Origin of the sequence: Rubripirellula tenax (assembly GCF_007860125.1) — a bacterium.
Taxonomy (GTDB): domain Bacteria; phylum Planctomycetota; class Planctomycetia; order Pirellulales; family Pirellulaceae; genus Rubripirellula; species Rubripirellula tenax.
Genome location: NZ_SJPW01000003.1, coordinates 935,613 through 961,882 on the forward strand (window position 1 = coordinate 935,613; position 26,270 = coordinate 961,882).

Sequence of the window (26,270 nt, forward strand, 5' to 3'; positions counted from 1 at the left end):
TGGTTCCTAACCACCGGTGATTTGGCGGTAGCTCCACATGCAAACGGCCGCCGCACCGGCGAGCAACAGCAACGTGTAGATCGTCACGACGATCGACCAGAAGACTCTTTCCAAGGTCGAGAAACTCTTGTTCATCCACAGCAGTGGAATGCCCAGGAACCCCGTCACGGCAAATAAGATCGCAATCACGGCCCACTTGTTGTCGAGGAACTTAGCCGGTTCTTCGACGATTCGTGCCTCCACAACGGTGGCTTCGATGGGCTCGTCGGTCTGGTCGTCCATCAATCGCTTTCTGTTGTGTTGCTGTTGCCGGCCAGTAACGCTTGTGCTTTTTCAACAAGCGGCGCGACGTTGTCGTTGTTGCCGTAGAGTTCCACGATGCTGTACCAAATCTTGCGGGCCGGAACGACCTTCCCGTCTCGCATCAACTCGTCCGCTTCGGCAAGCTTTGCGGCGATCATTCGTGATGCTTCATCGGCATCGACACCCTCGTATTCAATCCGTGCGATTTGGCGACGGGCCAAGTTGACGAATGGCCGGTACTGGGGATCGCCACCAAGTAAGGTTTGCATCGATCGGTATTGATCCAACGCCGTGGCCGCATCGCCAAATCGTTCGTATCGGCTTGCTTCGGCGTATAAGCGTTCAGCTTCATTCTGTAGCGGCAGGTTGCGTTTCAGTTTGACTTCCAACGCGTGTTCGGCTTGATACATGTCGACACGATCGATCTGTTCTTTGACCCAATCGACATGTTCACCATCTGGAAATTTCTGCAGCATCGGTTCCAGATAAGACGACTTTGCTTGGTTCATCGCATTGCGACTCTGTTGGACAAGCAAATCCTCTGCGCGATCTCGCATTTGATCTTCGTTCAGCGGCCAAAGCAGATACGCGAACATGGCCACCACCGCGACCAATCCGGTAATCAAGACGAGCGGACGGTCGTGCCACGCGGGGACTTCGACAACGTCCTCGTCCATGCCAATTGCGTCGCGTCCCAGCAATTCGCGGGCGACATCGCGATCATGTTGGCTGGTTACCGCAAGCGCACTAAAACCGGCTGATGCGTGTTCGGCGACACCCGAACGAGACATCGATCGCTTGCGGACTTCGGCAAGTGCCAATGTCACCGCGCCGGCATTGATGGGACGATCAGTCGGCGACTTGGACAACAATTGCATGACCAGCTTGTTCATCCACACGGGACAATCAAGAACCAACGTTGCGGGCGACGGCGGTAGATCGTTGGCTACCGATTGGGAGACTTCTTCGATGGTTTCACCGGTGGCCGGCGGCAACCCGGTTAGCGACAGATACATGATCGCGCCGATGCCGTACAGATCGGTCGCTCGCGATGCGGCTGCGGGATCGACCAATAATTCCGGAGCTCGCATCGCCAATTCTTTGGCCGTTGGCGGTCGGTTGGTTCGATACGACGAATTGATACGGTCGATTCGAACATCGATCAGGACGGGGCTGAGTCCGGCGAAAAGAATTTTGTCCGATTCCAACCGACCATGCACGATGTCGTTTTGGTGCAGGTACTCGATGGCGGCGACCAAGGGTTCAGCCATGTCGAGCACCGTTTCCCACGACAAGCGTCCGCGGCGTTCAAGTTGCAACGCCAACGTTTCGCCTTCGATCAGTTCGTGCGCAAGATACGCATCCTTTTCCTCGAATCCGCCGCCGTAACACTTTGCGATCGCGGGATGCTGAAGCTTCTTTAACTGTTCCCATTCGCTCGCGAACGACGCCCGGGCTTCGGGGGTTCCGCCGAACGGCGTGGCAAAGACTTTGACCGCGACGGCCTTCTTCAATTGCACATGAATGGCACGCCAAACGCAGCTTTGCGACGGGTGATCGCCCAGCTTCGATTCGATCGCCAGTGGTCCGAGACGGCTGCGAGGCATAAATCAAGTGACATTGGATGAGGAGTAGACGTGGTATGCCGAGTATATCCAAGCTCTGCCGATCGATGCCCCGATCCGTCAATTTTCGGTGCTCGTTCTTGTGACCGGTCTAGCGATGTCCACCCCCCGCATCGTCGGCAGCATCGATTTGGTCGATCAAGTGGGCAATAAAGATTGATTTTCCGTAGCGGTATCGCTGTGGATCACCATCGCATTCCTTCCAACAGGCGACTTTGGCTTCTTCGTATCGAATCGCCGATTCGGGGTGCTGACGCAGATGATCTCGCATCCGAAGGGCTCGGCGCAACATCGGCGACGACTCCTGGACCAGCCAAACACGGTGCGTCGGCTCGGGTGTCTCGGGCGACAGCGATCGGGGTTTGATCAATGTGATGGCATCGCGGTTCCAATCGTCCGTCGATTGTTCGCGAAAGTTCAGCCCCTCGATCAACCGCCCGGCCGGCTCGATTCCTTCATCGTCCTGGACGGTTGCGAAGACGTCGATGGTGGGGCGGGCGATCAAACCCGAGATCGCGGTGCTGCCGACATGTTCGACGTTGGTGACCCATCCTTCACAGCTGAACAAGATGCTGCTGCGAGTCTGTTCAAATTCTTGACGCCAACGCGGATCGTAATGCATCAAGCGGACGATTTCATCGTGCATGGGAATCCCAGACGACAGGCGAAGGCAACATAGCAAGACCGTTGGTACATGAAAAAACCGAGCTCGGCCGTCGCGGCCGAACTCGGTTCATTGTCTCACGATCGTCAAGTCCGATCTACTTGTTGCTGGTCAACATCGCAACGCGGGATTGGGCCAGTTTGCTTTGAACCGAAGCAATGTAAGCAGCGTCGGCGTCACAAAGACGTGAATTGGGCACAGTGCAGGTGCGGCCATTCGCCTTCAGCAATCGGATGTTGCTTTCGTTGATCTCGATCAACTTGCCTTCGACATGGAAGTCGCCGGTGTTATCGATCCAAGTACGAACTTTCGCGTTGGCGATGGGGTCCGTCGAATCCGAAACGTTGGAAACGACTTGCAGCGCAGCCGATTTGGCTACAGGCGCGGGCTGAGCAATCGGAGCAGGCAACTCTTCGAAGGATTCGGTTACACCGAATAGGTCTTCGATGGTCGCTTGCTTCGCTTCGTCAGTCGTCTCGGTCGTTGAATCACCGAACAAGTCCTCGAGAACGCTGTCAGACGACTTTTCGCCGGCAGGCTCGGCAGGTTCGCTTCCGAACAGATCATCAATCGTCGAATCGGTTGCTGGCTTTTGTTCAGCAGGCGGATTTCCGAACAGGTCATCGCCAGCGTCGGCGGGAGCGGCTCCTTCACTCGGGTCACCGAACAGATCGTCCATTCCCGCATCGGCAGGTGCCGAATCAGCGGGAGCCGGATCGCCGAACAAGTCTCCGCCAGCATCGGCCGGTGTCGGATCGCCAAACAAGTCTCCACCGGCATCGGCGGCCGGGGCTGGCTCGGAGGGACTTCCGAAGAGGTCGTCGGCGGGTGCTTGTGCGGCCGGGCTGTCTGCCGGAGCGCCGAACAAATCATCCGCAGGAATTTCTGGTTTGGCGGCAGGCGCCGGATCAGGGGTCGGTTCCGCCGCTGGCTCATCTTGTGGTTCGACCGTGGCTGCCGGTTCGACCGATGCAGCCGGAGTCGCCGAGTCCGACGGTGACGCGATCGGCGTCGTGTCGCTGGTGCTCATTTCGATCGGCTGCGCCGCCGATGGATACTCTTCGTGGATGGTACCGCTGTCGTACGAGTCGCTGATGATTGGCGATTCGACCATTGGCGTTGCGTAGTCTTCAATGATTGTTTCGCCCATCGGGACGTATGAATCCATGGGCATCGCCATTTCGACAGGGCTGCCGACGTCGACGGAACCATAGTCACACTGACAGCCCGACGAGGAACCCGAAACGGGCGATCCAACCATCGGAGCGGAGTAAACCGGAGCCGAATAGACGGGCTCGACATGAACCGGAGGACTGAACATCGCCGACGACGAAGGGCAGCAATCGATCGGAGCAGGTGGGAAAACGGGTGCGGTTGGACAAACCGGCACCGAGCATACGGGCATCGGTGCACAGCAGACGGCACTGCTGCGGCGTTTGAGATGGTGACGCAACCAACCGGCCGACACGGGGCTGGCACCCAACATCACGGTTAAAACACAGACGAGTGACCACTGGAACGTTTGACGAATCGTGCGATTCATGGCTTTGATATAACTCCTCCACAGTCGGGCTGCGGATTGCTAGAGGGAACGACAGCGGATCAAGCGGCCGCCCAAGTTCGGGTGGGAAATTTCCAACGAGTTTGATAGGCGAAGACTCCCCATGCTAGTTATGCGAAAATGAAGCGGCAAGAAGCGAATTCTAGCTAAAATGCGATAGTTGCGAAGCGAGGTGGGGTTTTGCCGATCCTGACGACGGAATTCGGGTGCCATCAAACCGGGAAATTCGTCAGACTCCCGCCTCAGCCTCGCCGATCGGCCGGTCGGACCCTCCGGCCACGACGGCCGCTGTTCAACCGGACAAATAGACATGATTCGCCTACTTCAGGGCCTGTTTTCGTCGATGAGCCTGGAACGGAAGTGCCTTCTGTTCTTCGGGTCGGCGCTGATGGTGTTGATGTTCGGGGCGTTTTTGGTCGTGGAAATGCTGGGCCAAAAGCTGGTCAAAAACACCACCCGCACGCGAGCCCGCGACTTTTACGCCGCCGAAGTGCTTCGACTGCACAACGACGCGATTTGGTCCGCTGATCAATCCCAGGAACAAGTCGGCCTGAAACGTGAAGTCCTGAACGGCCTCCGCGACATCATGCTGGACGACGAGTACGACACGTTGGAATCCAGCATCGAGTACGAGATCCTGGGGCTGACCGATTCGGTGAAGTACGCCAACTTGCCGGCGATCGAGTTGCCGAGTGATCCCAAAGAGATCGCGCGACTGGAAGAACTTGAAACCCAGTTTCGCGAGCGACTTGCGCGACAGATCGCCGTCAATCGACCCGATGTATCGACGCCGTTGGATCTGGGTGAGAACGAGCCGATGAGCCCGATCGGGTCCAGTTTGATTTCGATGGCGCCGCAAATCTACGACGAAGTCGGTCCCGTCGACGGTCGCTATGCGTACTACACGCCGATCTTTTCGACGCACGAATGCATGCAGTGTCACGCGATGCCTGGCACGTTTTCGTTGGATAACAACGAGGCGCCCAAAAAGTTGGCCATGCAGTACCCGTTTCGTGTCATGAAAGTCACGATGCCGTACGAACAAACCCAGCAACAAACGACGATGATTCGCGCCATCGTTGTTTCGCTTTGTATGTTGATCATCGCCGTCACGCTGTTTTTCTTGCACTGGATTCTGCGACACTTGGTGCTGTACCCGATGTACCACCTGCGTGACGTCAGCGACGCGATCACCCACGGTGACACCAACCAGCGCGCCGTGATCGAAACCGAAGACGAGTTCCGCGAACTTGCAGACGCGTTCAATCGAATGCTTCGCCACATGACCGAAACGCAAGACCAGATCCAAGAGGTCAACGAAGAACTCGACGCGCGGGTCGATCAACTGGCACAACTGAACTTGCAACTCTACGAAGCCAACCGGCTCAAGAGCGACTTCCTTGCCAACATGAGCCACGAACTGCGAACACCGCTGAACAGCATCATCGGATTCTCGGAAGTCCTGCAAGGCATCGATTCGCTGAACGACAAACAACGTCGCTATGCGTCGAACATTCAAAAGAGTGGCCGGCTGCTGCTGGAGATGATCAACGACATTTTGGACCTGGCCAAAGTCGAAGCCGGTAAAATGGAAGTCAAACGCAGCGACTTTGACTTGGCCCGTTTGGTTTCCGCCCAGTGCGACATGATCCATTCGCTTAGCGAAGACAAAAACATCTCGCTGTCGATGAAGCTGCCGGATAATTTGCCGATCGCATTCCAAGATCCCAACAAGCTTGGCCAGATCATCAACAACCTGCTCAGCAACGCGATCAAGTTCACGCCCGAAGGAGGCATGATCACTGTTTCGATCACCAACCTTGATCGCGGGCGATTCCGATTGGAAGTCACCGACACCGGCGTGGGTATCGCCGAAGAAGATCAACCGATCATTTTCGAAAAGTTTCGCCAAAGCGGCAAAGTGCTCGACGGCGAAGGACTGACCCGCGAATATGCGGGCACTGGGTTAGGCCTGTCGATCGTCAAAGAATTGGCGAAGCTACTTGGCGGCGAGGTCGACTTTCAAAGCGAACTGGGGCGAGGCAGTTCGTTCTGGGTGACGTTGCCGTGGCGATTGGTTGACCGTCGCTCGGGTGAAGCTTCTGTGTCCCCCGTCGAAGCGGCGTCCGCCTGACCATTGGGTGAAAGCCATCACGGCAATCGACCAAATTGCCGGATCGATCGCGAAGCAAGATATTGCTTTGCGAATCGTTCACGTTCTACAGTCTTCTCGTTCCATTCGGTTGGTACCGATGTCTCCGCCCCCCCCTGTTTGTCGTTTCGACCATCACCGATCCGGAACTTTCCCAGCCTCGCCACGCTCGGTTTCGGTGGTGCAATCGCGATGGTGGCGGGCCACCGTCGCCGTAAGAATCGCGTCGTCGCCTAGACGTTTTTCCAGGCGCGTTCTTTTGCACTATCAAGAACCGCTTCGCAAACCTGTTGGGTTTCCAACGCGTCGCGGAAACTCGGGTGCATCGCTTCGCCACTTTCCAGTGAGCTGATGAAGTCGGCGACTTGGTGCACGAACGTGTGCTCGTAACCGATTTGCAATCCTGGCACCCACCACTTGTCCATGTACGGTTGGTCGCCGGAATGGTCCGAAACGTGGATCGAACGCCAGCCTTTCAGCCGGCCTTCATCACTGTTGTCGAAGTACTGCAAGCGGTGCAAGTCGTGCAGGTCCCAGCGGATCGAAGCGTCGCGACCGTTGATTTCCAGCGTGTAAAGCGCCTTATGGCCGCGAGCGTATCGCGTCGATTCGAATAGCCCCAACGATCCGTTTTCGAAGTGGCACATGAACGCACACGCGTCATCGATCGTGACCTTCTCTTTCTTGCCCGTCTCGTTGTGCATCCGTTCTTTGACAAACGTTTCCGTCATCGCGCTGACGTCTTTGATCGATCCGTTCAACCAAATTGCGGTATCGATACAGTGGGCCAATAAGTCGCCCGTCACGCCCGACCCCGCCGCCGCGGCATCCAATCGCCACAGCGCCTCGCCGCCCTGGGGCAGATCTTCGTTGATCGTCCAGTCTTGTAAAAAATTGGCACGATAGTGATAGATCGTTCCTAGTTTGCCTTCGTCGATCAATTGCTTGGCCAAGGTTACCGCCGGCACACGGCGATAGTTGTACCAAACCGTATTGGCGACGCCGGCCTTTTCGACCGCTTCGCACATCCGCACGCCTTCTTCGGGCGTCAGCGCCAACGGCTTTTCGCACAGGATCATCTTGCCCGCTGCGGCCGCAGCGATCGCGATCTCGGCGTGCGAATTGTTCGGCGTGCAAATGTCGACCGCGTCAATATCGTCACGAGCGATCAGCGACTTCCAATCGGTTTCAATCGACTCGTATTGCCATTGATCGGCAAACGCTTGGACCTTTTCGGCGTTCCGTCCGCAAACGGCTTTCAGAACCGGGCGATGTTTCAGTTCCGGGAAAAAGTCGTTGACGCGTTTGTAACCGTTGGAGTGAGTCCGGCCCATGAAGCCGTAACCGATCAAGCCAATGTTGAGTGATTTCATAGTCTCTGATTTAGATCTCGAAGAACGACGACTGCAATGTCGTCAAAACAAAAGCGGGAACGAGATGACGAGAGTGTCGGCCCGACCCATGATTCAAGCGACAAGCCTACTCGTTCCATCCATGCGCATCTTGGACCGATAGCATCGCTGACAGAATGCTGTTCCACGTATCGGGCTTCTTCATCACGTCGTTGGGGAACATGCATCCGTCCCAACAAATGTGTTTGCACGTCGTCAACACATCGCCATGTTCGTCGCGCAACCAGTGTCCGGCATCGGTGGCGATGTCCAGTTTGCCGTTGGGATCGTTGGGCAAGCAGTGGCGACCTGTCTTGTCATGCGAACCGGTGCCGTGGACGGTGGCATCGTTTTGAGCAACGTGAAAGTCGATTGTCCAAGGACGCAGCGCGTGGGTCAGTTCCTTCAGCGCCGCCGCTTTCTTGGACTTGTCGTTCCAATCAAAATCGCTTGGCAAGATCGCGTCTTCGGGCGCGTTGTAACCCAGCAGATACAACAACGTGTGCGCCATGTCGGCTTGGAAACCCAATCGCTCGGGATGCCCGACCCGTTCGAGCAGGTCGACCATCTTTCGCCATGACTGCATCCCGCCCCAACAAATTTCGCCTTCGGCCGCCAGTCGCTCGTCGTACTCTTCCGCGATATCACAGGCCGCCTTCAAAGTGTCGGCGATCTTCGACTGATTCGCTTGTGGATCCTGGACCCAATCGGCGACCGAGGTTGCTGTGTCCAGCCGAACGACGCCATAGGGTCGAACGCCAAGTTCTCGCAGTTTTTTGGCGATCGTGCATCCTTTACGGACTTGCGTCAAAAACGCTTCGACTTGATCGGGATCACCCGCCGCCGAACCACCGCCGGTCGGTTCCCACACCGGCGCGACAACGCTGCCGATCACCAGTCCACGACTGCGAACACTTTCGGCCAACGCTTCTAGCTCTGCATCGGTGGCATCGATCGAAACGTGCGGATCGAACAAGAAGATATCGACGCCATCAAATTTACGTCCGTCGACTTCCGCCGCCGCTGTCATGTCCAACATTTCGTCCAGCGGAATGCAGGGATCATCCCCCTCGCCGCCCTTACCGACGACGCCAGGCCAAGCCGCATTGTGAAGTTTCGGAAATTGGTTGGGATGATTGGTCATGTCGATGCTTGTCGGTTGAGAGGGAAAGTTGATGAGCGTACGTTAGCCGTTCTACGCTGACGTGGTTGTTGCGTGTCAGGCGGGGCAGCCTGGCGTAGGGGTTAGCTTCCGGCCTTCGGCAGGTTGCCGTGTGTATCGGGACCGAAGTATCGCAGACCGACCAACGGTTCGGTGCCAAGATTTTCGATTTCAACACCCCCGGTTGCCGCGGTGTGCGAGATAAAAACTTCGTCGGACGTGTTTTCGCCGAAGCGGATCATCGCCGGAGTTTGCAGATCGAGTTTGCCCATGCGGCCTCGACCTTGCACGGTGATCCAGCTGCTGGCGCCGGGGTCTTTTAGCGTGCATTTCGCGCCGGGCTGGATCGTCAACTCTTTCGCGCTGAACAATTGACGGCCATCGACCGTGCCGTACACGATCCACAGGTCCTCGAACCCATCGCCGCTGCGGTCTTCATCGCGGACGGGTTCAAGGTAGTTGCTGTTTTTGAAGTGGGTGTCCACGTTCTTGTCCCAATCCAATTGTCCGACGATGAAGTCGAGGTCTTGGTGTTTTTCCTCAGGCATGTCCTTGACCAAAAGCGACCACGGCACATAGCGGCCTTCGACGATCGATTGATACATGCCGAACACATCGCTGCCCCATTGGGGTTCGTAAGTACAAAGCGATCCGGGCGCGTGCAACACACCGGGCGGAATCAGCCAACCGGTTCCCCGTTTGAGTCGGTAGGCACGGCTGAGATCAAGAATGCCGTTGTCACCCGCATTCCAGTTCTCCAGACATCGCCGTACGTCTTCGGGCTGGGTGCCGGGCTCCAATCCCATGAACGTGTAGGCAAAGTTATTGTCGACGTTGTTCAATTGTGGCGGGAAGTAATAGCTTTCGGGCTTGCCTTCCTGGCCCACCAACTTCGCGTCTTCAAACGATTGGTGCATGTGGTGAGGGATCGGGCCCATGTTGTCGAAGAACTTCGAGTACACCGGCCAACGATCGTACTGGTCGAAAATTTTCTTGCCGACAATGTCGGCGCCACGTTCGGCAATCGCGTCTTTGAGCAAGAACTTTTTGCCATCGTGCAAACAGAAACTGAGCCCCTCGTGCCAGACTCTCCCCTCGTTGGCGGCTTCGGTGGTGCTGCCGAACCATCGTTCGTCGATGCCACCACGATCGGCACCGAATCGGTAATAATCGCCGGGATGCAACTTGATGCGTCGTCCCGGATGAAGGAACGAACGGGGAACCCAAGTCGGCGTCAATCGCAGCAAGCCATCGCCGGCATTCATCGCCGAATCCAGCAGGGCACGAACGCTATCGCCTTGGATCAGGCCTTCATCGAGTTTGACGTTGCTCATCGTTGCCGTGACTTCTATCGGTTGGAGGTTAGGTGTAGGTATAGGAGTGAAATTTTTGCCGTTCGGTATCCGACAGCGGTCTCAGGTGTTTTATTAGGCGTCTGTTTTATTGGGCATCTGCGCACCGGGCAAGAAGTCGCATCAGCGAACCTTCCGGAACAAAGCCCACCAATTTTGATCAACAAGAATTCCTCTTTCCATCGATTTCTTTCACCATGGCCACACAATCCGTCAATCTTCGCAACCGCCGCGACCCCGCCGAAACCATTCAATGGAGCGACGATTCGCCGCTATCGATGGACGTCGAAACTCGCGCCGGCTCGATCTCGGTCCGTCATGGCCACTTCGCGGGCGGTGCTGCCGACCGAGTCGAGGTGATCGAAGTCGATACGGGCAGCGTCCGAGCCATGATCTTACCCGGTCGCGGTATGTCGATTTGGCGAATGGAGGCCAGTGGGATCGCGTTTAAGTGGAATTCACCCGTCGCCGGCCCGGTCCACCCGTCGCTGGTCCCCGTATTTGACCCCAACGGAATTGGGTGGCTCGAAGGTTTCGATGAACTGGTCGTCCGATGTGGGTTGGAAAGCAACGGCGCACCCGAACATGACTCCAGCGGCCGACTCGTCTATCCCCTGCACGGACGCATCGGAAACTTGCCCGCCACGTCGTTGGCGATCGAGTTTGATGAAGCATCGGGTCGACTGGAGGTTATCGGCGAAGTCTTGGAGTCGCGATTGTTCATCAAACGACTTCGCATGAAGAGTCGCATTCGTTTTCAAGCCGGCACCGCTGACGTCGAATTGCTGGACGACGTCACCAACGATCTGACCACACCGACAACGGTTCAACTGCTGTATCACATCAATATCGGTTCGCCCGTACTTGGCGAAGGAGCGACTTTCGAAGCGCCGCTGGATTCGCTTGCTCCCAAAGATTCATTGTCGGCCGGCGAAATGGACCGTTGGAACCAATTCGATGCGCCTGAGTCGGGTTATACCGAACGGGTGTACTTCGCCAAGTTGCGTGCCGACGATCATCATCATTCGAAGGTGATGTTGAAGTCTGCCGACGGTGCGACAGGCTTGGGGGTGACCGTTAACGTTCGCGGACTGCCCCGTTTCATTTTGTGGAAAAACACCGCCGCCGAAGGCGATGGCTACGTCGTCGGGATGGAGCCTGCCACCAATTACCCCAACACTCATTCGTTCGAACAGGCGCAGGGCCGAGTCGTCGAAATCCCTGGTGGTGAGACGGAATTGTTCCGCGTCAAACTGCATCCGCTGGTCGATGCGGAATCGGTTCGCGTGATGTCTGACAAAATCAAAGCGTTGCGAGGTGACGATCAGCCCGAGATCCACGCTCTGCCGCGACCGGGATGGTCGCCGGGTGCGTGAAAGCATCGGACCGAATCAACCATTGGTTCCGACTTTTTCTCTGCGCTAGGGCGTTACTTAACCGACATCCCGTCGATCTTGAAGATCGCGAAATGGCTCGCTCCCTTTGGCCCCACGCCACCGGGATATTTGTACTTTTCGGTATCGATCTTGAACTTGCCTTCGACAGTGACGGGACGCGTCACAAAATCGGTCGTCTTGCCCGGTTCCATTTCGATGATCACACAATCGAAAAGGGCTGCGCCGGGCCCAAAGCAGCACTCCTGGTTGTCTCGCACCAACACGAATTGGTCGATGCCCGTTTCTTTGAAGAGGGTTGCCGGCAGGATGTAGCCGCGCAATTTGACTTTCTTGCCATCCAATTGCTTGACGTCGTCAGAGAGCATCTCGGGTGCAAAGGAGGCGTCTTTTTCGATTTCAAATTTCAAATCGTCAAAGTTGATTTCGCCCTTGGCCTTGGAGGCTGCACTGCTGGATTGGTCGATCACTTTCGTGCCATTGCCGGTCGCCTGTTCTTCCGCCATCGCGGGGGCACAGGCGACCAAAATGGCGGCGGTGATGATGGCTCGGCAGCAAATGGACATATCGGACCTACGAGAGCAGCGGGGGAACCTACGTCCGATTATACCCCAGCGATCGATTCGGCCGACATATCAATCAAGTGCCGGTCCAATAGCGGTATGCCCGCATCGTTTGTCGGGCTGCTTCGTGCGGATCGGGGAATGGAAACGCCTCGGCGCACAAATAGCCGTCGTATCCGATTTTCCTGAGTGCGGCGATGATGGGACCAAACTGCATGTGCCCCAGTCCAACGGGCCGGCGATTGCTGTCGACGAAGTGGATATGTCCGACATGTTTTCCACCGGTAATCAGGGCATCCGCGATGCTAGATTCTTCGATATTCATGTGGAATAGGTCGCACAACAGACGCACGTTGTCGGTCGCCAGCGACTCCAGCATCGATACACCCTGGGCGACCGTACAGCATTGCCGCGTCTCGTAACGGTTCAGCGGTTCGTAGATCAGCGGGACGCCGTACTGGACCGCGTGAGCACCGCCATCCTGGAGTGCTTCGCACAGATAGCCTCGCGCCGTTTCCAGATCGCCGGTGTGACCGCTCGGCCCCTGCATCGATCCGATGATCGCGCTGGCCCCAAATTGGCCGGCAAAGTCGATGATGGTGCGAACGAAGTCTCTCGCCGTCGAACGTCGGCCTGCGTCGGGGTCGGCCAACTGCAACTTATGTTTCACCCAACCGGCACCCGTCCCGAACGCGGCACATTTCAAACCCGCATTGTCCAACATCGATTTCAGCGCGGCCGCGTCGATCGATTCAGGGCCGCCGGCAAAATCCGCCGCGAAAATCTCGACCGCGTCGTAACCCAATTCGGCCGCGAAGGCGATCGATTTTTCGAGTCCATCCCAAAGGACAAACGGTCCGCCGCGGGCTTCTTCGACAAGGCTGATGGTGATGCAAGACTTCATGGCAGTGAATGATCGGTGTGAAAGTGAAAGGTTGGAATACAAACGCCCCAGTCAAGGAATTAGGAATGAGCGAAAAATAAGTGTCCGACCCTCTGGAGACGTTGCTGAAACATTGTGAATTCGAAACGTCGGAGAGGGTCAGACCCCTTTTTCAGCAGGCTGCTAGGCGTCGTTGTTTTCGGGGCGTCCTTCGACGTACACCCAATTGTGAATCGGCTTCAAAATTTTCTTGACTTCTGCCACCAAAGTTTCGTCCATGGGTTCGTCCAGCCAATCACACCACTGGGACACGCGTTCGGGGTTGGCCGAACCCGTCACACAGCTTGCGAATTCCTTGTTGGCGCAACTGTATTGCAGCGCCAACTTGGCGATGTCGGTGCCCGCCGCTTTGCAGTGCGCGCTGGCCTTGGCGGCGACTTCGCGAACTTCCGGCGTTGCTTTGTGCCACACGGGCAATGTTGCATCGGTCAATAAACGCGCCGAGAACGGGGCCGCGTTGATCAGGCCCACGTTCTTCGCTTTGCAGGGTTCGACCAGTGCCAGCGCCATGTCGTTTTGAAGGGTGTAGTGGTTGTACGTCAGCACGACGTCCAAGTCGGTTCGCCGAATCATTTCGGTGAACATCTTCATCGGGTAACCGCTGACGCCGATGTACCGGACCTTTCCCTTTTCGACTTCCTTCCGCAATGCCGGCAGCGTTTCATTGACGATCTGGTCCAGGTCGACAAATTCGATGTCGTGACAGAAGACAATATCGATGTGATCGATCCGCATCCGTTCCAACGAGATGTCGATACTTTCGGCGACTCGGCGAGCACTGAAATCGAAGTGGGCTGGCGCGAACCGTCCCAGCTTGGTGCTGATCGCGTACGAGTCGCGCGGGATCTCGGGCAGCACCCGCCCCAACATCAATTCGCTCATGCCGCGACCGTAGTACGCCGCGGTGTCGATGTAATTCATGCCACGATCGAGCGCGACGTGGACGGCTTGCAAGGCGTCGCCGAGATCAATCTTCCTGAACTCGGCGCCGATCGACGAGGCACCAAATCCGAGTACGGGGAGGTCCAGATCGGTGCCCGCGAGATGACGCTTTTCCATATTTGGGAGTTCAAGGCGAATAGAGTGATTGAATAGGTGAACTGGGCGACAGCTTACCAAAAAAAAGGCCGCACTCGGAGCACCCGAGCGCGGCTTCATGAAATCGGTCGCCGGACGTTGCCTACGGCGACGTGTTGACTCGCACGGCATCAGCCGCGTCGACCTTATGCACCCAATTCGATGTCAATCTTGGCTTCGTCGGCTGCTTCACGCAGTTTCGACAATGCGCGAGCTTCCAGTTGACGAATGCGTTCTTTAGTAACGCCCATTTCTTCACCGACTTGCTTCAACGTCAGCGGTTCGCTGCCGCGGCCGAGGCCGAATCGTGCGGTGATGATCTTTTGCTCGCGTTCGTCCAAGCGATTGAGGATCTTGGAAAGCTCGCGTTGGCGAGTCTTCTGGACCGTTTCTTCGGCATACGGATCCATTCGTTCGTCTTGGCGAGACACGAACAACTCTTCGGTCGTGGTTCGGAAGCGATCGCGGTGCTTGTACTCGCTGGGGATCGTGCGAGCGAAGTTTTTCATGATCGCCCACGATGCATACGTGCTAAACTTATTGCCTCGCGAATAGTCGAACTTCTCGGCGGCGCGAATCAACGACATGTTGCCGTCGGACACCAAACCAAAGAAGTCATCGGTGCTGGCGACGTGACGCTTGGCGATCGAAACGACCAAACGCAAGTTGCTTTGCACGATCTTGTTCTTGACCAACACGGCGGCTTCGTAAAGATCATCGATCTCGTCCATGATCGCCGTTTTGTTGGCTTCGGCTGTTTCCAAACTGTCACGCAAGCGACTCGCTTTGTGCTTGTAGTAGTTCATTTGACGGAACAGGTGGTATTCCTGTTCGCGTGTCAAAAGGGCCACGTCGTAAAGCGCCGCCAAGTAACTTGGAAGCCCCGCAGGCACACGTACCTTGCGCGGCGCCGTAGCCGGTTCGGGCAGCGGGCCAAGGTATTCGGCTTCTCGCGAAACGTCGTCAAAGTCCTCGTTGTAGATATGGTCCAGCGGCAATTCGCCAATCTGTTCCAATCGCATATCCAGCAGGATGCGTCCGATGCTGGTCCGCGTGCGGTTGAATCGCTTGCACAATTGTGGCACGGACGCACCGTGCGTATGCAGTTTGAAGATCGCTCGCTTGTCGTCTTCGGTCAACACACCGCGATGGCTCGGGAAGATCGCGACGGTTTGATGATCGGCGTCGAAATTTTTCAATGTGTAGCGAATCGTTTCAGGGCTGCGACCCATTTGATTGGCGAGTTGACGAGTGACTTCCGACAACGTCGATCCGGCCTCGACCATTTGACGAGCCCGTTCGATCATCTCGCTCTTCTCGTCTTCGGTCAGTTGGCTGAATCGTTCGCCGCGACGGATCTTGTCACGATTGGCGGCGACGAATCGCTCGACACTGCTGTGCAAGAATCCGACGCGTTTGCGTCCGCCGAACAACATTCGACGGCTGACCAAACCGGCGTCACGCCAGCGGCTGATTGTCTTGGTGGAAACCCGAAACATCTTGCTGAGTTCATCGACCGTGTGAACCGGTTCGCCGGCCTCGTTGACTTCGACGTCGGCCGAATCGCTGAGGTCTTCGATCAACAGTCGCAGATCGTGCTTCAGATCGGCTTCGGCGATGCTGTGCCGGGTCGCCTTTTCGGGTCGATAGTTGGTGATTCGGAAACAGAGGTAATCAAAAGCGTAGGAGCGATCGGCTTCGATCTCGCCGTACAGTTTTTCTGCAAGGTTAGCCTGCTCGAGCTTCTTTGCCTTGGGGGCAAAGCGAGTCAGTTGGTCTCGTAGTTCCTTGATTTTCACGTCGCGATAATCTTCGTGCATCGCCAATTCTCCCGTTCCTGGTAGGTCGTCGATTCCGTTTCCCTGCGACCCCGGCGGATCGCTCGACTGTCTACCGATTGTTTTTCCCGGGTGTCGCTCAATCCGTAGAGCGATTTGTTTCAGGGGTGTGAAAAAGGAATCGGTGATGGCCGTGACACGTTTGGTCACCGCCGTCTGATTGCCCTGTTCACGATGGACGGCTCCTTGCCGCCCACTCCATTGTCCACTACGCGTCAATTTAATCCGCGTAGTTATGAGCCATGACCAACCGAAAATCCAGAAAGTTCGCCAAAAAACTCGGTTCAATCCGTTTCACCCACCCCATTCAGAGTGAATGAAAACGGCCATTTGAGTTCGTCCGAGTCGATGGAGAGCACCTGGATGCCCAACTGACCACCACAACTAGTAGGAAATTTTGGGCCAAAGTCGTCCCAAATCGGAAAAGTCCCGGCGATTTTCCTAACAAACCCTTTGCACCGCAGGGTTTACGGCTGTTGGACGAAGGTCGGCGAGTCCCGGACGCAGCCGGATCACCCAAACGGCCTTGTAACTCTTGCATCCGATTGCAAATTTGGCAGTCGCAAAATGAGAGCAAAAGGTCAGGTTGCGCCAAAACCGGGCAATGTGTGCGTCTGGGATCCGCGAGGCCTTCCGCGAGATGACGGCTGATCGAGTTGTCGGGCGGGTGGCGGGTTGTGTATCAGGCGGGTTGTAAAAAAATTTCCATTCAACCGATTTGGCCCGATCAGTCGATGTAGGTGAAACCGCTGTTTTGTGACTCGAACATCCGACCGGTTACCGATGCAATCCAAAGCCTTTCGAAGCTCAACCGACCGCCGACACTTTTTGATCGCCGCTTCTGCTGCTGCCACCAGTTTCATGGCACCGCTGGGAGGTTCGGCAATGGCGGCGGGATCGGCCGCCGGCTCGGTCATGCTGCGCCCCAATCCAAAGCAAAACCTCTTTCGTGTTCGCTGCGAACTTGAAGTGGAAGGGAACGTCAACCTTCCCAAGAACGCATTGGTGTCGCGCGAAAGCGAGATCCAGTTACCGATCACCAGCAAGGCTGTGCTGGACTACGAAGAACGTGTGACGCGCAAAAACGCCAACGATCCGACCATCGTGATGGCAGAACGGCACTACCACACGGCCGAGCGAAAAAGCACGCTGAACAAGACCGATACCGTTTGCGAATTGCGAGATTCTGTTCGCAGCACGGTCGTTCGACATGACGTGACACCCGAAGTGGTTTTCGCAGTCGACGATTATTTTCGCCGTGACGAGCTGGATCTGCTGCGGACGCCGGCGTCCAGCCTTGGCTTGGACGGATTGCTGCCGACCGAGGCGGTTGCGACGGGGACAAAGTATTCGCCGTCGATGGAATCGCTCGCCGCGGCGCTCAGCCTGTCGTCGGTCGAAGCGTCCAAGGTCGTTGCGGAAGTCGTTTCGATCACGGCCCAAGAAGCCAAAATTCAATTCACCGGTGACGTGGACGGATCGATCGAAGGCGTCCCCACGATCGTGCGAACGGTCGGCAAGTTGACGTTCGATCGCAAGCTGGGCGCATGTACGTGGCTGGCCATGGCGGTCCATGAGACTCGCGAAATCGGCAAAGCGGAACCTGGATTTGACGTTTCGGCGACGATCAAAATGGTCCGCAAACCGATGGCCCAACCGGTCGCGTTGGCGGCATCCAAGACGAAAGTGAACCCCACGGCACCGATTCCGGAAGACCGCCTTTATGTGGATTTGAAGAGCGATGAACTGGGCATCGGCGTGCTGATGGATCGTCGCTGGCGAATGATGTCGGACGTTCCCGGCGCGGCGATGATGCGGATGATCGAAAATGACCGCAGCATCGCCCAGTGCGATTTTCGGCCGCTCGCGACGCTGCCGAAGGGATCCCAGTGGACGCTCGATGCGTTTGAGGAAGACATCAAAAAGACCCTCGGCGAACAACTGGCTGATATCGTTTCGGCCGAAGAACGGGTCGGCGAAACGGGGCTGAGGGTGCTGCGAGTGGCCGCGACGGGCGCGGTTGAGGGCGTGCCGATTCAGTGGACGTTGATGCATTTGTCCGACGATTCGGGGCGGCGCGTGCTGGCAACGTTCACGATGGAGTCCAGGAATGCGTCGGTCTTTGCCGGTTCGGATCACCAACTGGGTGGCTCGCTGCGGTTGCTGGATCGAAAGTCGGCCGATGGCGAAATGGTCAGCGGAAAGTACGTGCTTGACGGCGAGACCCGAATCTCGCGAGCAAAACCACGCCGCGACGATAGTTCCGAAGTACAATCAGCAAGCGACCACAAATAGGTGCGATCGCATCGATAGCCGGCCAACCTTTGGCAAAGCAAAACGACGGTAGTAAAACATGTTGCTCGGACGTATCTCTAAAATCGTATTGACCACGACCTTGGTGGTGACCGGAATTGCCGGATCGGCGACCGCACAGAACGGTGCCAAGAAGGATCCATCGACGACGGAAGAGAGCCGTTTCGCGCCGGGCGTGCTGCAAGTGATTCCGCCAGCACCAGAGCCCGACGAAACATTCGACGGCCCGCAAACGCTGCAGTCACTCTTGGAAGCTCACCCCGAGATCCAGTTCGGTGGGGCAACCCATCCCGACGGCGAGCCACACTTTGATCCGCGCAGCCGAACCCTGGTCGAAATGGCAAAGCAGGTCATCCTGCGTCGCGAGATTTATGCGTTCGAGTTCGCGTTCAAGCCGCTGCGTCATATGTATTTGGATGTGCCTCGCGCGGACGGACGGATGCAACGCAAACTGATTTGGTACATGGTCTACCGCGTCCGTTATCGCGGTGGCGATCTGCGTCCCGCGCCCGACAAGGTCGCCGGCGTGTCGATCTACAAACGCGTCGAAGAAGTTCACTACGAATCGCGTCGGTTCTTCCCGATGCTGGTCCTTCGCGACCAGGTCAGCGATCAGGACTATGTCGACAACATTTTGCCGGCCGTCAAAGACAAAATCAAAGTCCGCGAACAGATCACCGCGCCGCTTTATAACTCGGTCGAAATCACGCGAGTCAGTGTGCCGTACGGTGCCGACGAATCGGGTGATGGCGTCTGGGGTGTGGCAACGTGGGAAGACGTCGACCCGAACTTGGACTTCGTGTCGGTCGAAGTCTTTGGACTGACCAATGCCTTCGAACAAGACGGCGAAGGCCCCAAGGCACCGTACCGTCGCAAGGCCTTGCAGCTGAACTTCTATCGCCCCGGCGATTCGATGAACCAGGTTGACGATCAAATTCTGTTCGGCGTTCCAGCCTATGCCAACGATAGCGAACAACAGTACATCTTGAAGCAGTACGGGCTGTCCGAGCGTCTGGATTACCGTTGGATCTTCCGCTAGGCGGCTCTACGGTTTGGCGTCGGTTGTGGCTATGATGAAGCGAATCCCCTAGTTTCGCTTCGTTTTTACCCAGGCCGGCTCGTTCATGTTCGTCGATCGCATCCAGATTGAATTGCAAGCCGGCAAGGGCGGCGACGGTTGTACCAGCATGCGGCGCGAAAAATTCGTGCCTCGTGGCGGTCCCGATGGCGGCGATGGCGGTGACGGTGCCAGCATCATTTTAGAAGCTCGGTTGGGCGTCAATTCGCTTGCGGCCCTGGCCAACCGGCAGTTCTATCGCGCCAAGAACGGCGGCCCCGGCGAAGGCTCCAAACGCTACGGGAGGGGCGCAAAAGATCAAGTTCTCTACGTGCCGCCGGGCACCACCGTGATCGACGCGGCGGGCGGTTTCGTGATTCGCGATCTGAAGCGACCCGGTGACTCGTTCGTCGTCGCCCGCGGGGGACGTGGCGGTCGTGGGAACGCCCACTTCAAGACCGCCAACGATCGAGCCCCACGCCACTGTGAACCAGGATCGGCCGGTGAAGTCCGGTTGGTGATCTTGGAACTCAAATCGATCGCCGACGTCGGCTTGGTGGGCATGCCCAACGCGGGCAAGAGCACCCTGTTGAGCCGCATCAGCAGCGCGCGACCGGAAATCGCCGACTATCCATTCACGACCAAGCACCCCAACCTTGGCATCGTCGACTTGGGCGAAAAGTCGTTTGTCTTGGCCGATATCCCCGGATTGATCGAAGGGGCCAGCGAAGGCCTTGGGCTGGGGCACGAGTTCCTTCGTCACGTCGAACGCGCCGGGTTGTTGGTCCACTTGGTCGAACCTGCACCCACGGATGAAACCGACCCGATCGAAAACTACCAAGCGATCCGAGCCGAGTTGGCCCAGTACGATGCTTCGTTGGCCGAGCGAGAAGAAATCATCGTTGTTACGAAAAGTGAGTTGCCGGGCGCCGAAGACGTTCGCGCCGCGCTTCATCATCTGACCGGGAACGACGTCTACCTGATCAGTGCGGTCGTCGGTCGAGGGCTAACCGAATTGGTTGCCGAGATCGCTGGCCGTGTCGAGAAACGACGCGAAGCGATGATCGCCGCCGGCGAAGAAGTCACGCTGCTTCGCGAAACCGATGTCCGACCGATCGAAACCGATCGACCGAAACGATTGCCGCCTCACTTGGCCGGCCCGACGTCCGGTCTTTCTGATGGCCTGCAAGCCAAGGACATTGATCTGTGACGTCGACCGCATGCATGGTCGCGGTCGATGTTGGGAATACGGCGGTCAAATTGGCCGTCGAACAAGGGGATGCGATCGTTGATCATTCCATTGTCATCAGCCATACCGATTGGCATCAATCGGCGATCACTTGGGTCCGCGATCGGCTCGGGTGCAAGGACATGCAATGGCGTATCGCATCGGTGCATCAACGCGCCGCTGATCGATTGGTTGACGCCGTTCGAATTGCTGCACCGTCGGCGTCCATCGAATTGGTGACCCACCATGACGTGCCCATGCCGGTTGCGGTTGATTTTCCCGACCGACTGGGCATCGATCGGCTGCTCAGTGCGTTTCAGGCGCGTCGCATCACGAGAGATTCTTCACCCAATTCGGGCTCCTGCGGCCCGCTGGTCGTCATCGACGCCGGATCTGCCGTGACGGTCGACTGGGTGGATGGAGCAGGCCGATTTTGCGGCGGAGCGATTTTACCGGGATTGAGCCTGCAATCGCGAGCACTAGCGATGGGCACCGATGCCCTGCCTCAAATCGATTGGTCCGAACCCCATCAAGTTCGGATTCCGGCAACGAACACGGCCGATGCCATTTACGCGGGCATCCTGGTCGGTTTGGCAGCCGCCATCGACGGCCTGACCCAGCGTTACATCGAGTCGTGGCAACAAGCATCTGGATCGGACGATACCGTTCCGGTCATTTTGACGGGCGGAGACTCGCTGGTGCTGTCAGCTCACCTTCGACACGCCCATCATCAAAAACCGAACCTGGTGTGTCGCGGTCTATTAAACTTAAGTTCCCGCTGATTCCTTTCGACGCTGCAACCCCTCCATCATCATGTCGGCCCAAAAGCTTTCTGATCTCTTGCCAATTGGTGATACCAATTCAGCGCCTCATCCTTACCAGATTTTTGGACTTGAGGCCGGTGAACAAGATCTGCCGACCATTGCCTCGGCGGTACAGGCCACCGTGGCTCGGTTGCGTGGGGTGAAAGATGCAACGCCGCCGGCGCTGTGGAAACAAGCGGCTCAATTGGTTCAAGCCGCGCGAGTCACGTTGGCGGATCCCGCCAAGAAAGCCGAACTCGATGCACGCTTCGGCATCATTGCGGTTGACGAGACACCCAGTCCGACAACCGCTGCCCAAACGCCCGCTGCGAAGGTCGATCCGCTCGCCGGCATGCTGCCGCCGAGCAATCCGTTGGCGCCGGTCACAGCCGCTTCCACACCAACACCCGTTGCCACGCCTGAGCCCAACGCAATTCCGCCCGGAATTTTCGGCGCTCCGTCGGGACCCGCTGCGGCGACACCCGTTCAGCAATACGTTGCACCCGCAGCAATCGCCACACCCGTCATCCGCAAGGTTAGGCCGATCAAGACACGTCGCCGTTCGATGGTGGGGACGCTGATGATGGGAACGTTTTTGCTGGGGATGTTGGCTGCCATCGGCGTGTTATCGTATTTCTTGCTTTTTGGACCTGGGTCGCTGGCAATCACAAGCAAGGATGGATCGCTGACGATCTCGACGGGTCCTGGATCATCCGCGGGGTCAACCACGGGATCGACATCCGTTGCCGATCCGCGCCCCCTCGACCCGGACAATGACACGGCCAGACCCCGGCGATTCGATCCCGTGATGGGAAAGATGGGTGGCGACATGGAACCGCCGCAACCGTCGATCACGGAACTGCAACCATCGGTTGCACCGGAGGTCGCCGCAGAGCAAATGAACGCATCGGTTCAGGACATGAATCAAGACGGTGGCATGTCCGCCGGAATGACAGCGGCACCAACAGTCGCGAGTGAAGTCACCGCAGCGGACATCGCAAAAGCGGATGCCGAAATCGCACGAGTGACCAGTCTGTTGCGCCAGCCGAATTGGTCCGAGATGAAGTCGGCCGCCGAAGCCACGCAGCGACTTCCAATGCAAGGCGAACAAAAGATTCGCGTTAAGGGACTGTATCAGTTAGCCGATTTGGCAACCTACTATCGTGGCGGCGTCGAAAAGGGTGTCGAGTCGTTGCAGGTTGGCAATGACTTCGAAGTCACCAGCGATTTTCGAGTGGTGATTGTCGAAGTCGGTGCCGATTTTCTAGTCGTGCGATACAACGCCATGAATCGAACGTTCAAGTTTGACGAGTTCCCGCTTTCGCTCGCCAACCGGTTGGCCACGTTCTCGATCCCCGAAGGCCCGACACGGCAAGCATCGATGGCCGCCTATCAAGCGATCGCGCCCGTCAGCGATCAAGGCTATCGCGAGGAAGCGATCCAAATTCTGGGAACCCTCAGCGGCCAAGTCGAAGACGTGGACACGGCAGCGGTTATCGAAGCCATCAAGCTGGTCCATCCGTAGCAACGGGCTGTGCAAGGCGATTCACCTCAGCGAAGTTCATTCATCACTCGCTGCATCATCGAGAATCGATAGCCACGTGTCGCGATCGGTTGGCGGCACCAACCCGCCAAAAATCGCTCGAAGTCAGCCCACGCAAAGACATAAAGCCGGCGGCATTCCGATTCGAAGTCGTCGAAGTCACCTGCGTCGCTGGACTCACCTCCATTGCCGGGCCAATGCCGTCGGCATTCTGCAAAGTATCGATCCAGCAGCGAATCGCCTTGAGATTGCCGATCCGAATCGCCCGTTGCGCTTTCCAAAAAGTAGACGACGTCCTTCATTGCACAGCCGCCGCCAACGTATTGAAAATCAACCGCGGCGACGGACCTGCCATCCGGCGCGACGCAGAAATTATCGGTCTTCGCGTCGCCATGAATAATAGTGGGAAAGCGGCACCGACTTAGTTGTTCGTCGATGGCGGTTGCCAACGGTTTGAGCGGATGGTGGTCCGCCATCACATGCCATTCTTGCCGACGAGTGGCCAGATGCCAGTAGCTGCCCGTTTCCCACAAACCCGCCGGCTGGCAGTGGAGGAAACGCATATGAAACCGAGCCAACCATTCCAAGCCGGCTTTTACCGTGTTGGCGTCGGCGGACGAAAAACGCGACGCAAAGCCGGCCGCATCCAAGTCTTCGAGCAAAAAGACGATGCCGCCATCGGCACGCGAGATTCCATCACAGCCAGCGATCCGGCAGCCGTCGGTCAGTTTTCCGCTCCAATGTTCGTACCAGTTCGCTTCAACTTCATAGCTTCGCAACTTTCGTTGATGCGACACGTCACCGTCCGCTTCCGTGGGTAGGTTTTCCACCACCGGTGGCCGAACGTGTTTGACGATCATCGATTCGGCCCGCCCACCTTGCAATGAAACTCGCCAAATTTGTCCATAACCGCTCCAAAGCGTTTGCAGTTTTTCCCATCGGCTGATGCGAGAAGCCCCCGTCATTTCAAGGATCCACGGTTCGACATCGTGATGCATGGTGGCTAAGCGGTTTGGGGAGGGGGAGAAATGGATAGAAGTCTGCAGAGACTATCTTTGTTTTTCCCTTTGAAGGCGTTTGGCGAATTCCGAAAAAATCATGGGATTCGTAATAGTATTCGCTGGGGAGGGAACTTATCATTTCGCCGCTATTCTGATCGTCACATCCCGACATGGGTTCTGTGGGAACCCTAAGCGAGGACTGGCGAATAAAGTTTTCTGGCTTCGGTCATTCTGGCCGAATCCTCGTTCGCCCAGGCCATGCATTGCATGGGAGTCACGATGTCTCAGTTGCGTCTCTCGGTTAGGTTCTGCACCGCGGCTTTCATTTTCGTTCTGGCTGTCGCGATCTTCTCGCCAGCATCCCAGGCAGGCACCTTCGTTGCCGCCAATGCTTCGGAAGCCCGGTTGATCGAAGCCAAGATCAAAGCGGCCCATTTTTTGTCCAAGGCAACCTTTGGGCCGACCGAATCAGGGATCGACCAATTGGCGAGTCGGATTCGACAGGTCGGTTACCGCCGCGCGTGCGAAGAATGGATTGATGATCAGTTCGATATGGTCGACAACCCCTCGTCGGGCAACTTTGTCCGCAGCCATGTCGAAACCGTTTCACAAATGCTAAGCCAAGACGGTCTTACCAATACGCAAACCAACGCCTACGTCCCCCGTTATCGAAACCAAGCGTGGTGGGACATCGCCCTGCGAAGCGACGACCAGCTTCGCCAGCGTTTTGCTTGGGCCCTATCACAGATTTTCGTGACCGCTGGCGATTCGTTTACGAATACGACGGCTGATTTCAGTGGTGACGGAACCTGGTTGGGGACGGTCCGCTACTACGACGAAGTTTTGGTCGACAACGCGTTCGGAAACTACCGCGATTTGCTTTCGACGATGACGTATTCGCCGATCATGGGCAACTACCTCAGCCATATCGGCAATCGCAAGGCAAACGTCGCGGGCCAGCGTTTTCCCGACGAGAACTATGCTCGCGAAATCATGCAGCTGTTTTCGATCGGGCTGTACAAACTGCACGTTGACGGCCGTCCCGTTTTGACGAGCCAAGGCGAATTGATTCCGACGTATGACAACGAAGACATCAAGTCGCTCGCACGTTTGTTCACGGGGTTCAAGAACAATAACACCAACACGAACTTCTACGGCATGTGGAATCACAATCAGCCGATGCTGATTTTCCCGCCCGAACACGACAACAATCGAAATTACAGCGAAACGCCCGGTGCGCCAGAAGCAAAAACGTTTTTAGGGTCAACGCTGACAACCCAAATGCCCTCAACGCTAAGCAACACGGCGGCCAACGTCATTTTGGTAAAACAGGAGGTGGACGAGGGCTTGGACGTGATTTTTAATCACCCGAATGTTGGGCCATTCATCAGTCGCTTGTTGATCCAGCGAATGGTCAAGTCGAATCCGACGCGAAGTTACATTCGCCGCGTGGCGACGACGTTCAATGACAATGGATCGGGCGTAAAGGGCGATTTCCGTGCGGTGCTGAAGGCGATTTTGTTGGATCCGGAACTTTCACGCGGCCAACGCATCTCGCGAAAACGCTTGCCCGACCGTGTCGAAGTCACCGAACGGGGAACCGAGTTTACGCGTCTGCGAGAACCTTTGTTGCGTGTGACGGCCATGATTCGCGCCTTGAATCCGACCAGTGACAGCCCCGTTGGTTCGATGATGATCCGGTATAGCAACAGCGACTTTGGGCAGGAGCCCTACCTGTCGCCTAGCGTCTTCAACTTCTATCTGCCTGATTTTCAACCGCCGGGCGATATCACTGACTTTCAACCTTCGCGGCTGATCCCATCTTCAGGACTCTATGCGCCCGAGTTCCAGATCATGGACGCGGTGGTTGCCAACAGGGCAACCAACAAGTTCATCAGTTGGTTGCGAGCCGGGAATATCTCCAACACGTTGTACAACGGCAACGGCTACACCTTCACTAACAAGATCACCTTCGATCTGGCCGACGAGATGGCGATGGTTGCCACGCCCGCCGGGATGCGGGATTTGCTGCAAGATCTGGACTTGCGATTGTGCAACGGAACGCTAAACGAGGATTCCAAGTCCATCATCATCGGTGCGCTGCAAACGTATGCAAACGCAAGTACGGCATCGGATGCCGAGGTTCGTTTGGAAGAGACATTGATCGCTGTGTTGACGTCGCCGAACTGCATGATCGAAGAGTAGTCGATGTTCGCAAGGTTCAAGGTGCAAGGTGCAAGGTGCAAGGCATCGGCAACGGCCGACGGCCGACGACGTGAGTCCGCGATGTCGGGGTAAAA

At 56.8% G+C, this 26,270-nt stretch carries 20 protein-coding genes; 8 read left to right on the top strand and 12 right to left on the bottom strand.

Annotated elements, in window-relative coordinates; all coding sequences use genetic code 11:
* Positions 1-6: 6 nt before the first annotated feature.
* The 4 genes from Poly51_RS14130 to Poly51_RS14145 all read right to left on the bottom strand — a co-directional run bounded on the left by Poly51_RS14130 (position 7) and on the right by Poly51_RS14145 (position 4,135).
* Positions 7-282, bottom strand: coding sequence for a hypothetical protein (locus Poly51_RS14130; RefSeq protein ID WP_146458395.1), 276 nt, complete (start codon positions 280-282; stop codon positions 7-9).
* The gene (locus Poly51_RS14135; RefSeq protein ID WP_146458396.1) at positions 282-1,910 is read right to left on the bottom strand and encodes a serine/threonine protein kinase; all 1,629 of its coding nucleotides are present in this window, start codon (positions 1,908-1,910) and stop codon (positions 282-284) included. Before Poly51_RS14135 ends, Poly51_RS14130 begins: the two co-directional genes overlap by 1 nt.
* A 109-nt stretch (positions 1,911-2,019) precedes the next feature.
* A complete protein-coding gene (locus tag Poly51_RS14140; RefSeq protein WP_146458397.1) occupies positions 2,020-2,574 on the bottom strand; it encodes a GrpB family protein in 555 nt (184 codons plus the stop codon).
* Between the two features lie 115 nt (positions 2,575-2,689).
* Positions 2,690-4,135: an SHD1 domain-containing protein gene (locus Poly51_RS14145; protein ID WP_146458398.1), complete on the bottom strand. Its 1,446-nt coding sequence runs from the start codon at positions 4,133-4,135 to the stop codon at positions 2,690-2,692.
* A gap of 328 nt (positions 4,136-4,463) precedes the next feature.
* Between Poly51_RS14145 and Poly51_RS14150 the strand changes: the two genes are divergently transcribed.
* Positions 4,464-6,287, top strand: coding sequence for a sensor histidine kinase (locus Poly51_RS14150; protein ID WP_146458399.1), 1,824 nt, complete (start codon positions 4,464-4,466; stop codon positions 6,285-6,287).
* 251 nt (positions 6,288-6,538) lie between these two features.
* On the opposite strand, the gene Poly51_RS14155 is transcribed toward Poly51_RS14150, so the two are convergent.
* The 3 genes from Poly51_RS14155 to Poly51_RS14165 all read right to left on the bottom strand — a co-directional run bounded on the left by Poly51_RS14155 (position 6,539) and on the right by Poly51_RS14165 (position 10,192).
* Positions 6,539-7,678: a Gfo/Idh/MocA family protein gene (locus Poly51_RS14155; RefSeq protein ID WP_146458400.1), complete on the bottom strand. Its 1,140-nt coding sequence runs from the start codon at positions 7,676-7,678 to the stop codon at positions 6,539-6,541.
* Between the two features lie 106 nt (positions 7,679-7,784).
* Positions 7,785-8,840: a sugar phosphate isomerase/epimerase family protein gene (locus tag Poly51_RS14160; RefSeq protein ID WP_146458401.1), complete on the bottom strand. Its 1,056-nt coding sequence runs from the start codon at positions 8,838-8,840 to the stop codon at positions 7,785-7,787.
* Between the two features lie 101 nt (positions 8,841-8,941).
* Positions 8,942-10,192, bottom strand: a complete 1,251-nt coding sequence (locus Poly51_RS14165; RefSeq protein WP_146458402.1) for a hypothetical protein — start codon at positions 10,190-10,192, stop codon at positions 8,942-8,944.
* A gap of 215 nt (positions 10,193-10,407) precedes the next feature.
* On the opposite strand from Poly51_RS14165, the gene Poly51_RS14170 reads away from it, so the two are divergent.
* Positions 10,408-11,586 carry an aldose 1-epimerase family protein gene (locus tag Poly51_RS14170; RefSeq protein ID WP_146458403.1) on the top strand — a complete coding sequence of 393 codons (1,179 nt, stop codon included), beginning with the start codon at positions 10,408-10,410 and terminating at the stop codon, positions 11,584-11,586.
* Between the two features lie 53 nt (positions 11,587-11,639).
* On the opposite strand, the gene Poly51_RS14175 is transcribed toward Poly51_RS14170, so the two are convergent.
* The 4 genes from Poly51_RS14175 to Poly51_RS14190 form a co-directional block, all read right to left on the bottom strand.
* Positions 11,640-12,170, bottom strand: a complete 531-nt coding sequence (locus Poly51_RS14175) for a DUF3299 domain-containing protein (RefSeq protein WP_146458404.1) — start codon at positions 12,168-12,170, stop codon at positions 11,640-11,642.
* Positions 12,171-12,243: 73 nt separating this feature from the next.
* On the bottom strand, positions 12,244-13,071 hold the full coding sequence (locus tag Poly51_RS14180) for a sugar phosphate isomerase/epimerase family protein (RefSeq protein ID WP_146458405.1): 828 nt from the start codon (positions 13,069-13,071) through the stop codon (positions 12,244-12,246).
* A 162-nt stretch (positions 13,072-13,233) separates the two neighbouring features.
* Positions 13,234-14,169, bottom strand: coding sequence for an aldo/keto reductase (locus Poly51_RS14185; RefSeq protein ID WP_146458406.1), 936 nt, complete (start codon positions 14,167-14,169; stop codon positions 13,234-13,236).
* A gap of 164 nt (positions 14,170-14,333) precedes the next feature.
* Positions 14,334-16,007 carry a sigma-70 family RNA polymerase sigma factor gene (locus tag Poly51_RS14190; RefSeq protein WP_146458407.1) on the bottom strand — a complete coding sequence of 558 codons (1,674 nt, stop codon included), beginning with the start codon at positions 16,005-16,007 and terminating at the stop codon, positions 14,334-14,336.
* 801 nt (positions 16,008-16,808) lie between these two features.
* On the opposite strand from Poly51_RS14190, the gene Poly51_RS14195 reads away from it, so the two are divergent.
* The 5 genes from Poly51_RS14195 to Poly51_RS14215 all read left to right on the top strand — a co-directional run bounded on the left by Poly51_RS14195 (position 16,809) and on the right by Poly51_RS14215 (position 22,951).
* Positions 16,809-18,320 (top strand): hypothetical protein, encoded by a 1,512-nt coding sequence (locus Poly51_RS14195; RefSeq protein WP_146458408.1) that lies wholly within the window; start codon positions 16,809-16,811, stop codon positions 18,318-18,320.
* Between the two features lie 58 nt (positions 18,321-18,378).
* Positions 18,379-19,377, top strand: a complete 999-nt coding sequence (locus Poly51_RS14200; RefSeq protein WP_146458409.1) for a hypothetical protein — start codon at positions 18,379-18,381, stop codon at positions 19,375-19,377.
* Positions 19,378-19,462: 85 nt separating this feature from the next.
* Positions 19,463-20,605 (top strand): GTPase ObgE, encoded by a 1,143-nt coding sequence (gene obgE / locus Poly51_RS14205; protein ID WP_146458410.1) that lies wholly within the window; start codon positions 19,463-19,465, stop codon positions 20,603-20,605.
* The gene (locus Poly51_RS14210) at positions 20,602-21,405 is read left to right on the top strand and encodes a type III pantothenate kinase (RefSeq protein WP_146458411.1); all 804 of its coding nucleotides are present in this window, start codon (positions 20,602-20,604) and stop codon (positions 21,403-21,405) included. Before obgE ends, Poly51_RS14210 begins: the two co-directional genes overlap by 4 nt.
* 31 nt (positions 21,406-21,436) lie before the next feature.
* Positions 21,437-22,951, top strand: a complete 1,515-nt coding sequence (locus tag Poly51_RS14215) for a hypothetical protein (RefSeq protein WP_146458412.1) — start codon at positions 21,437-21,439, stop codon at positions 22,949-22,951.
* Between the two features lie 26 nt (positions 22,952-22,977).
* Here Poly51_RS14215 and Poly51_RS14220 read toward each other — a convergent pair whose 3' ends face one another.
* On the bottom strand, positions 22,978-23,967 hold the full coding sequence (locus Poly51_RS14220; protein ID WP_146458413.1) for a phosphotransferase: 990 nt from the start codon (positions 23,965-23,967) through the stop codon (positions 22,978-22,980).
* 282 nt (positions 23,968-24,249) lie between these two features.
* Here Poly51_RS14220 and Poly51_RS14225 point away from each other — a divergent pair, with 282 nt between their 5' ends.
* Positions 24,250-26,175 carry a DUF1800 domain-containing protein gene (locus Poly51_RS14225; protein WP_186775545.1) on the top strand — a complete coding sequence of 642 codons (1,926 nt, stop codon included), beginning with the start codon at positions 24,250-24,252 and terminating at the stop codon, positions 26,173-26,175.
* Positions 26,176-26,270: the final 95 nt, after the last annotated feature.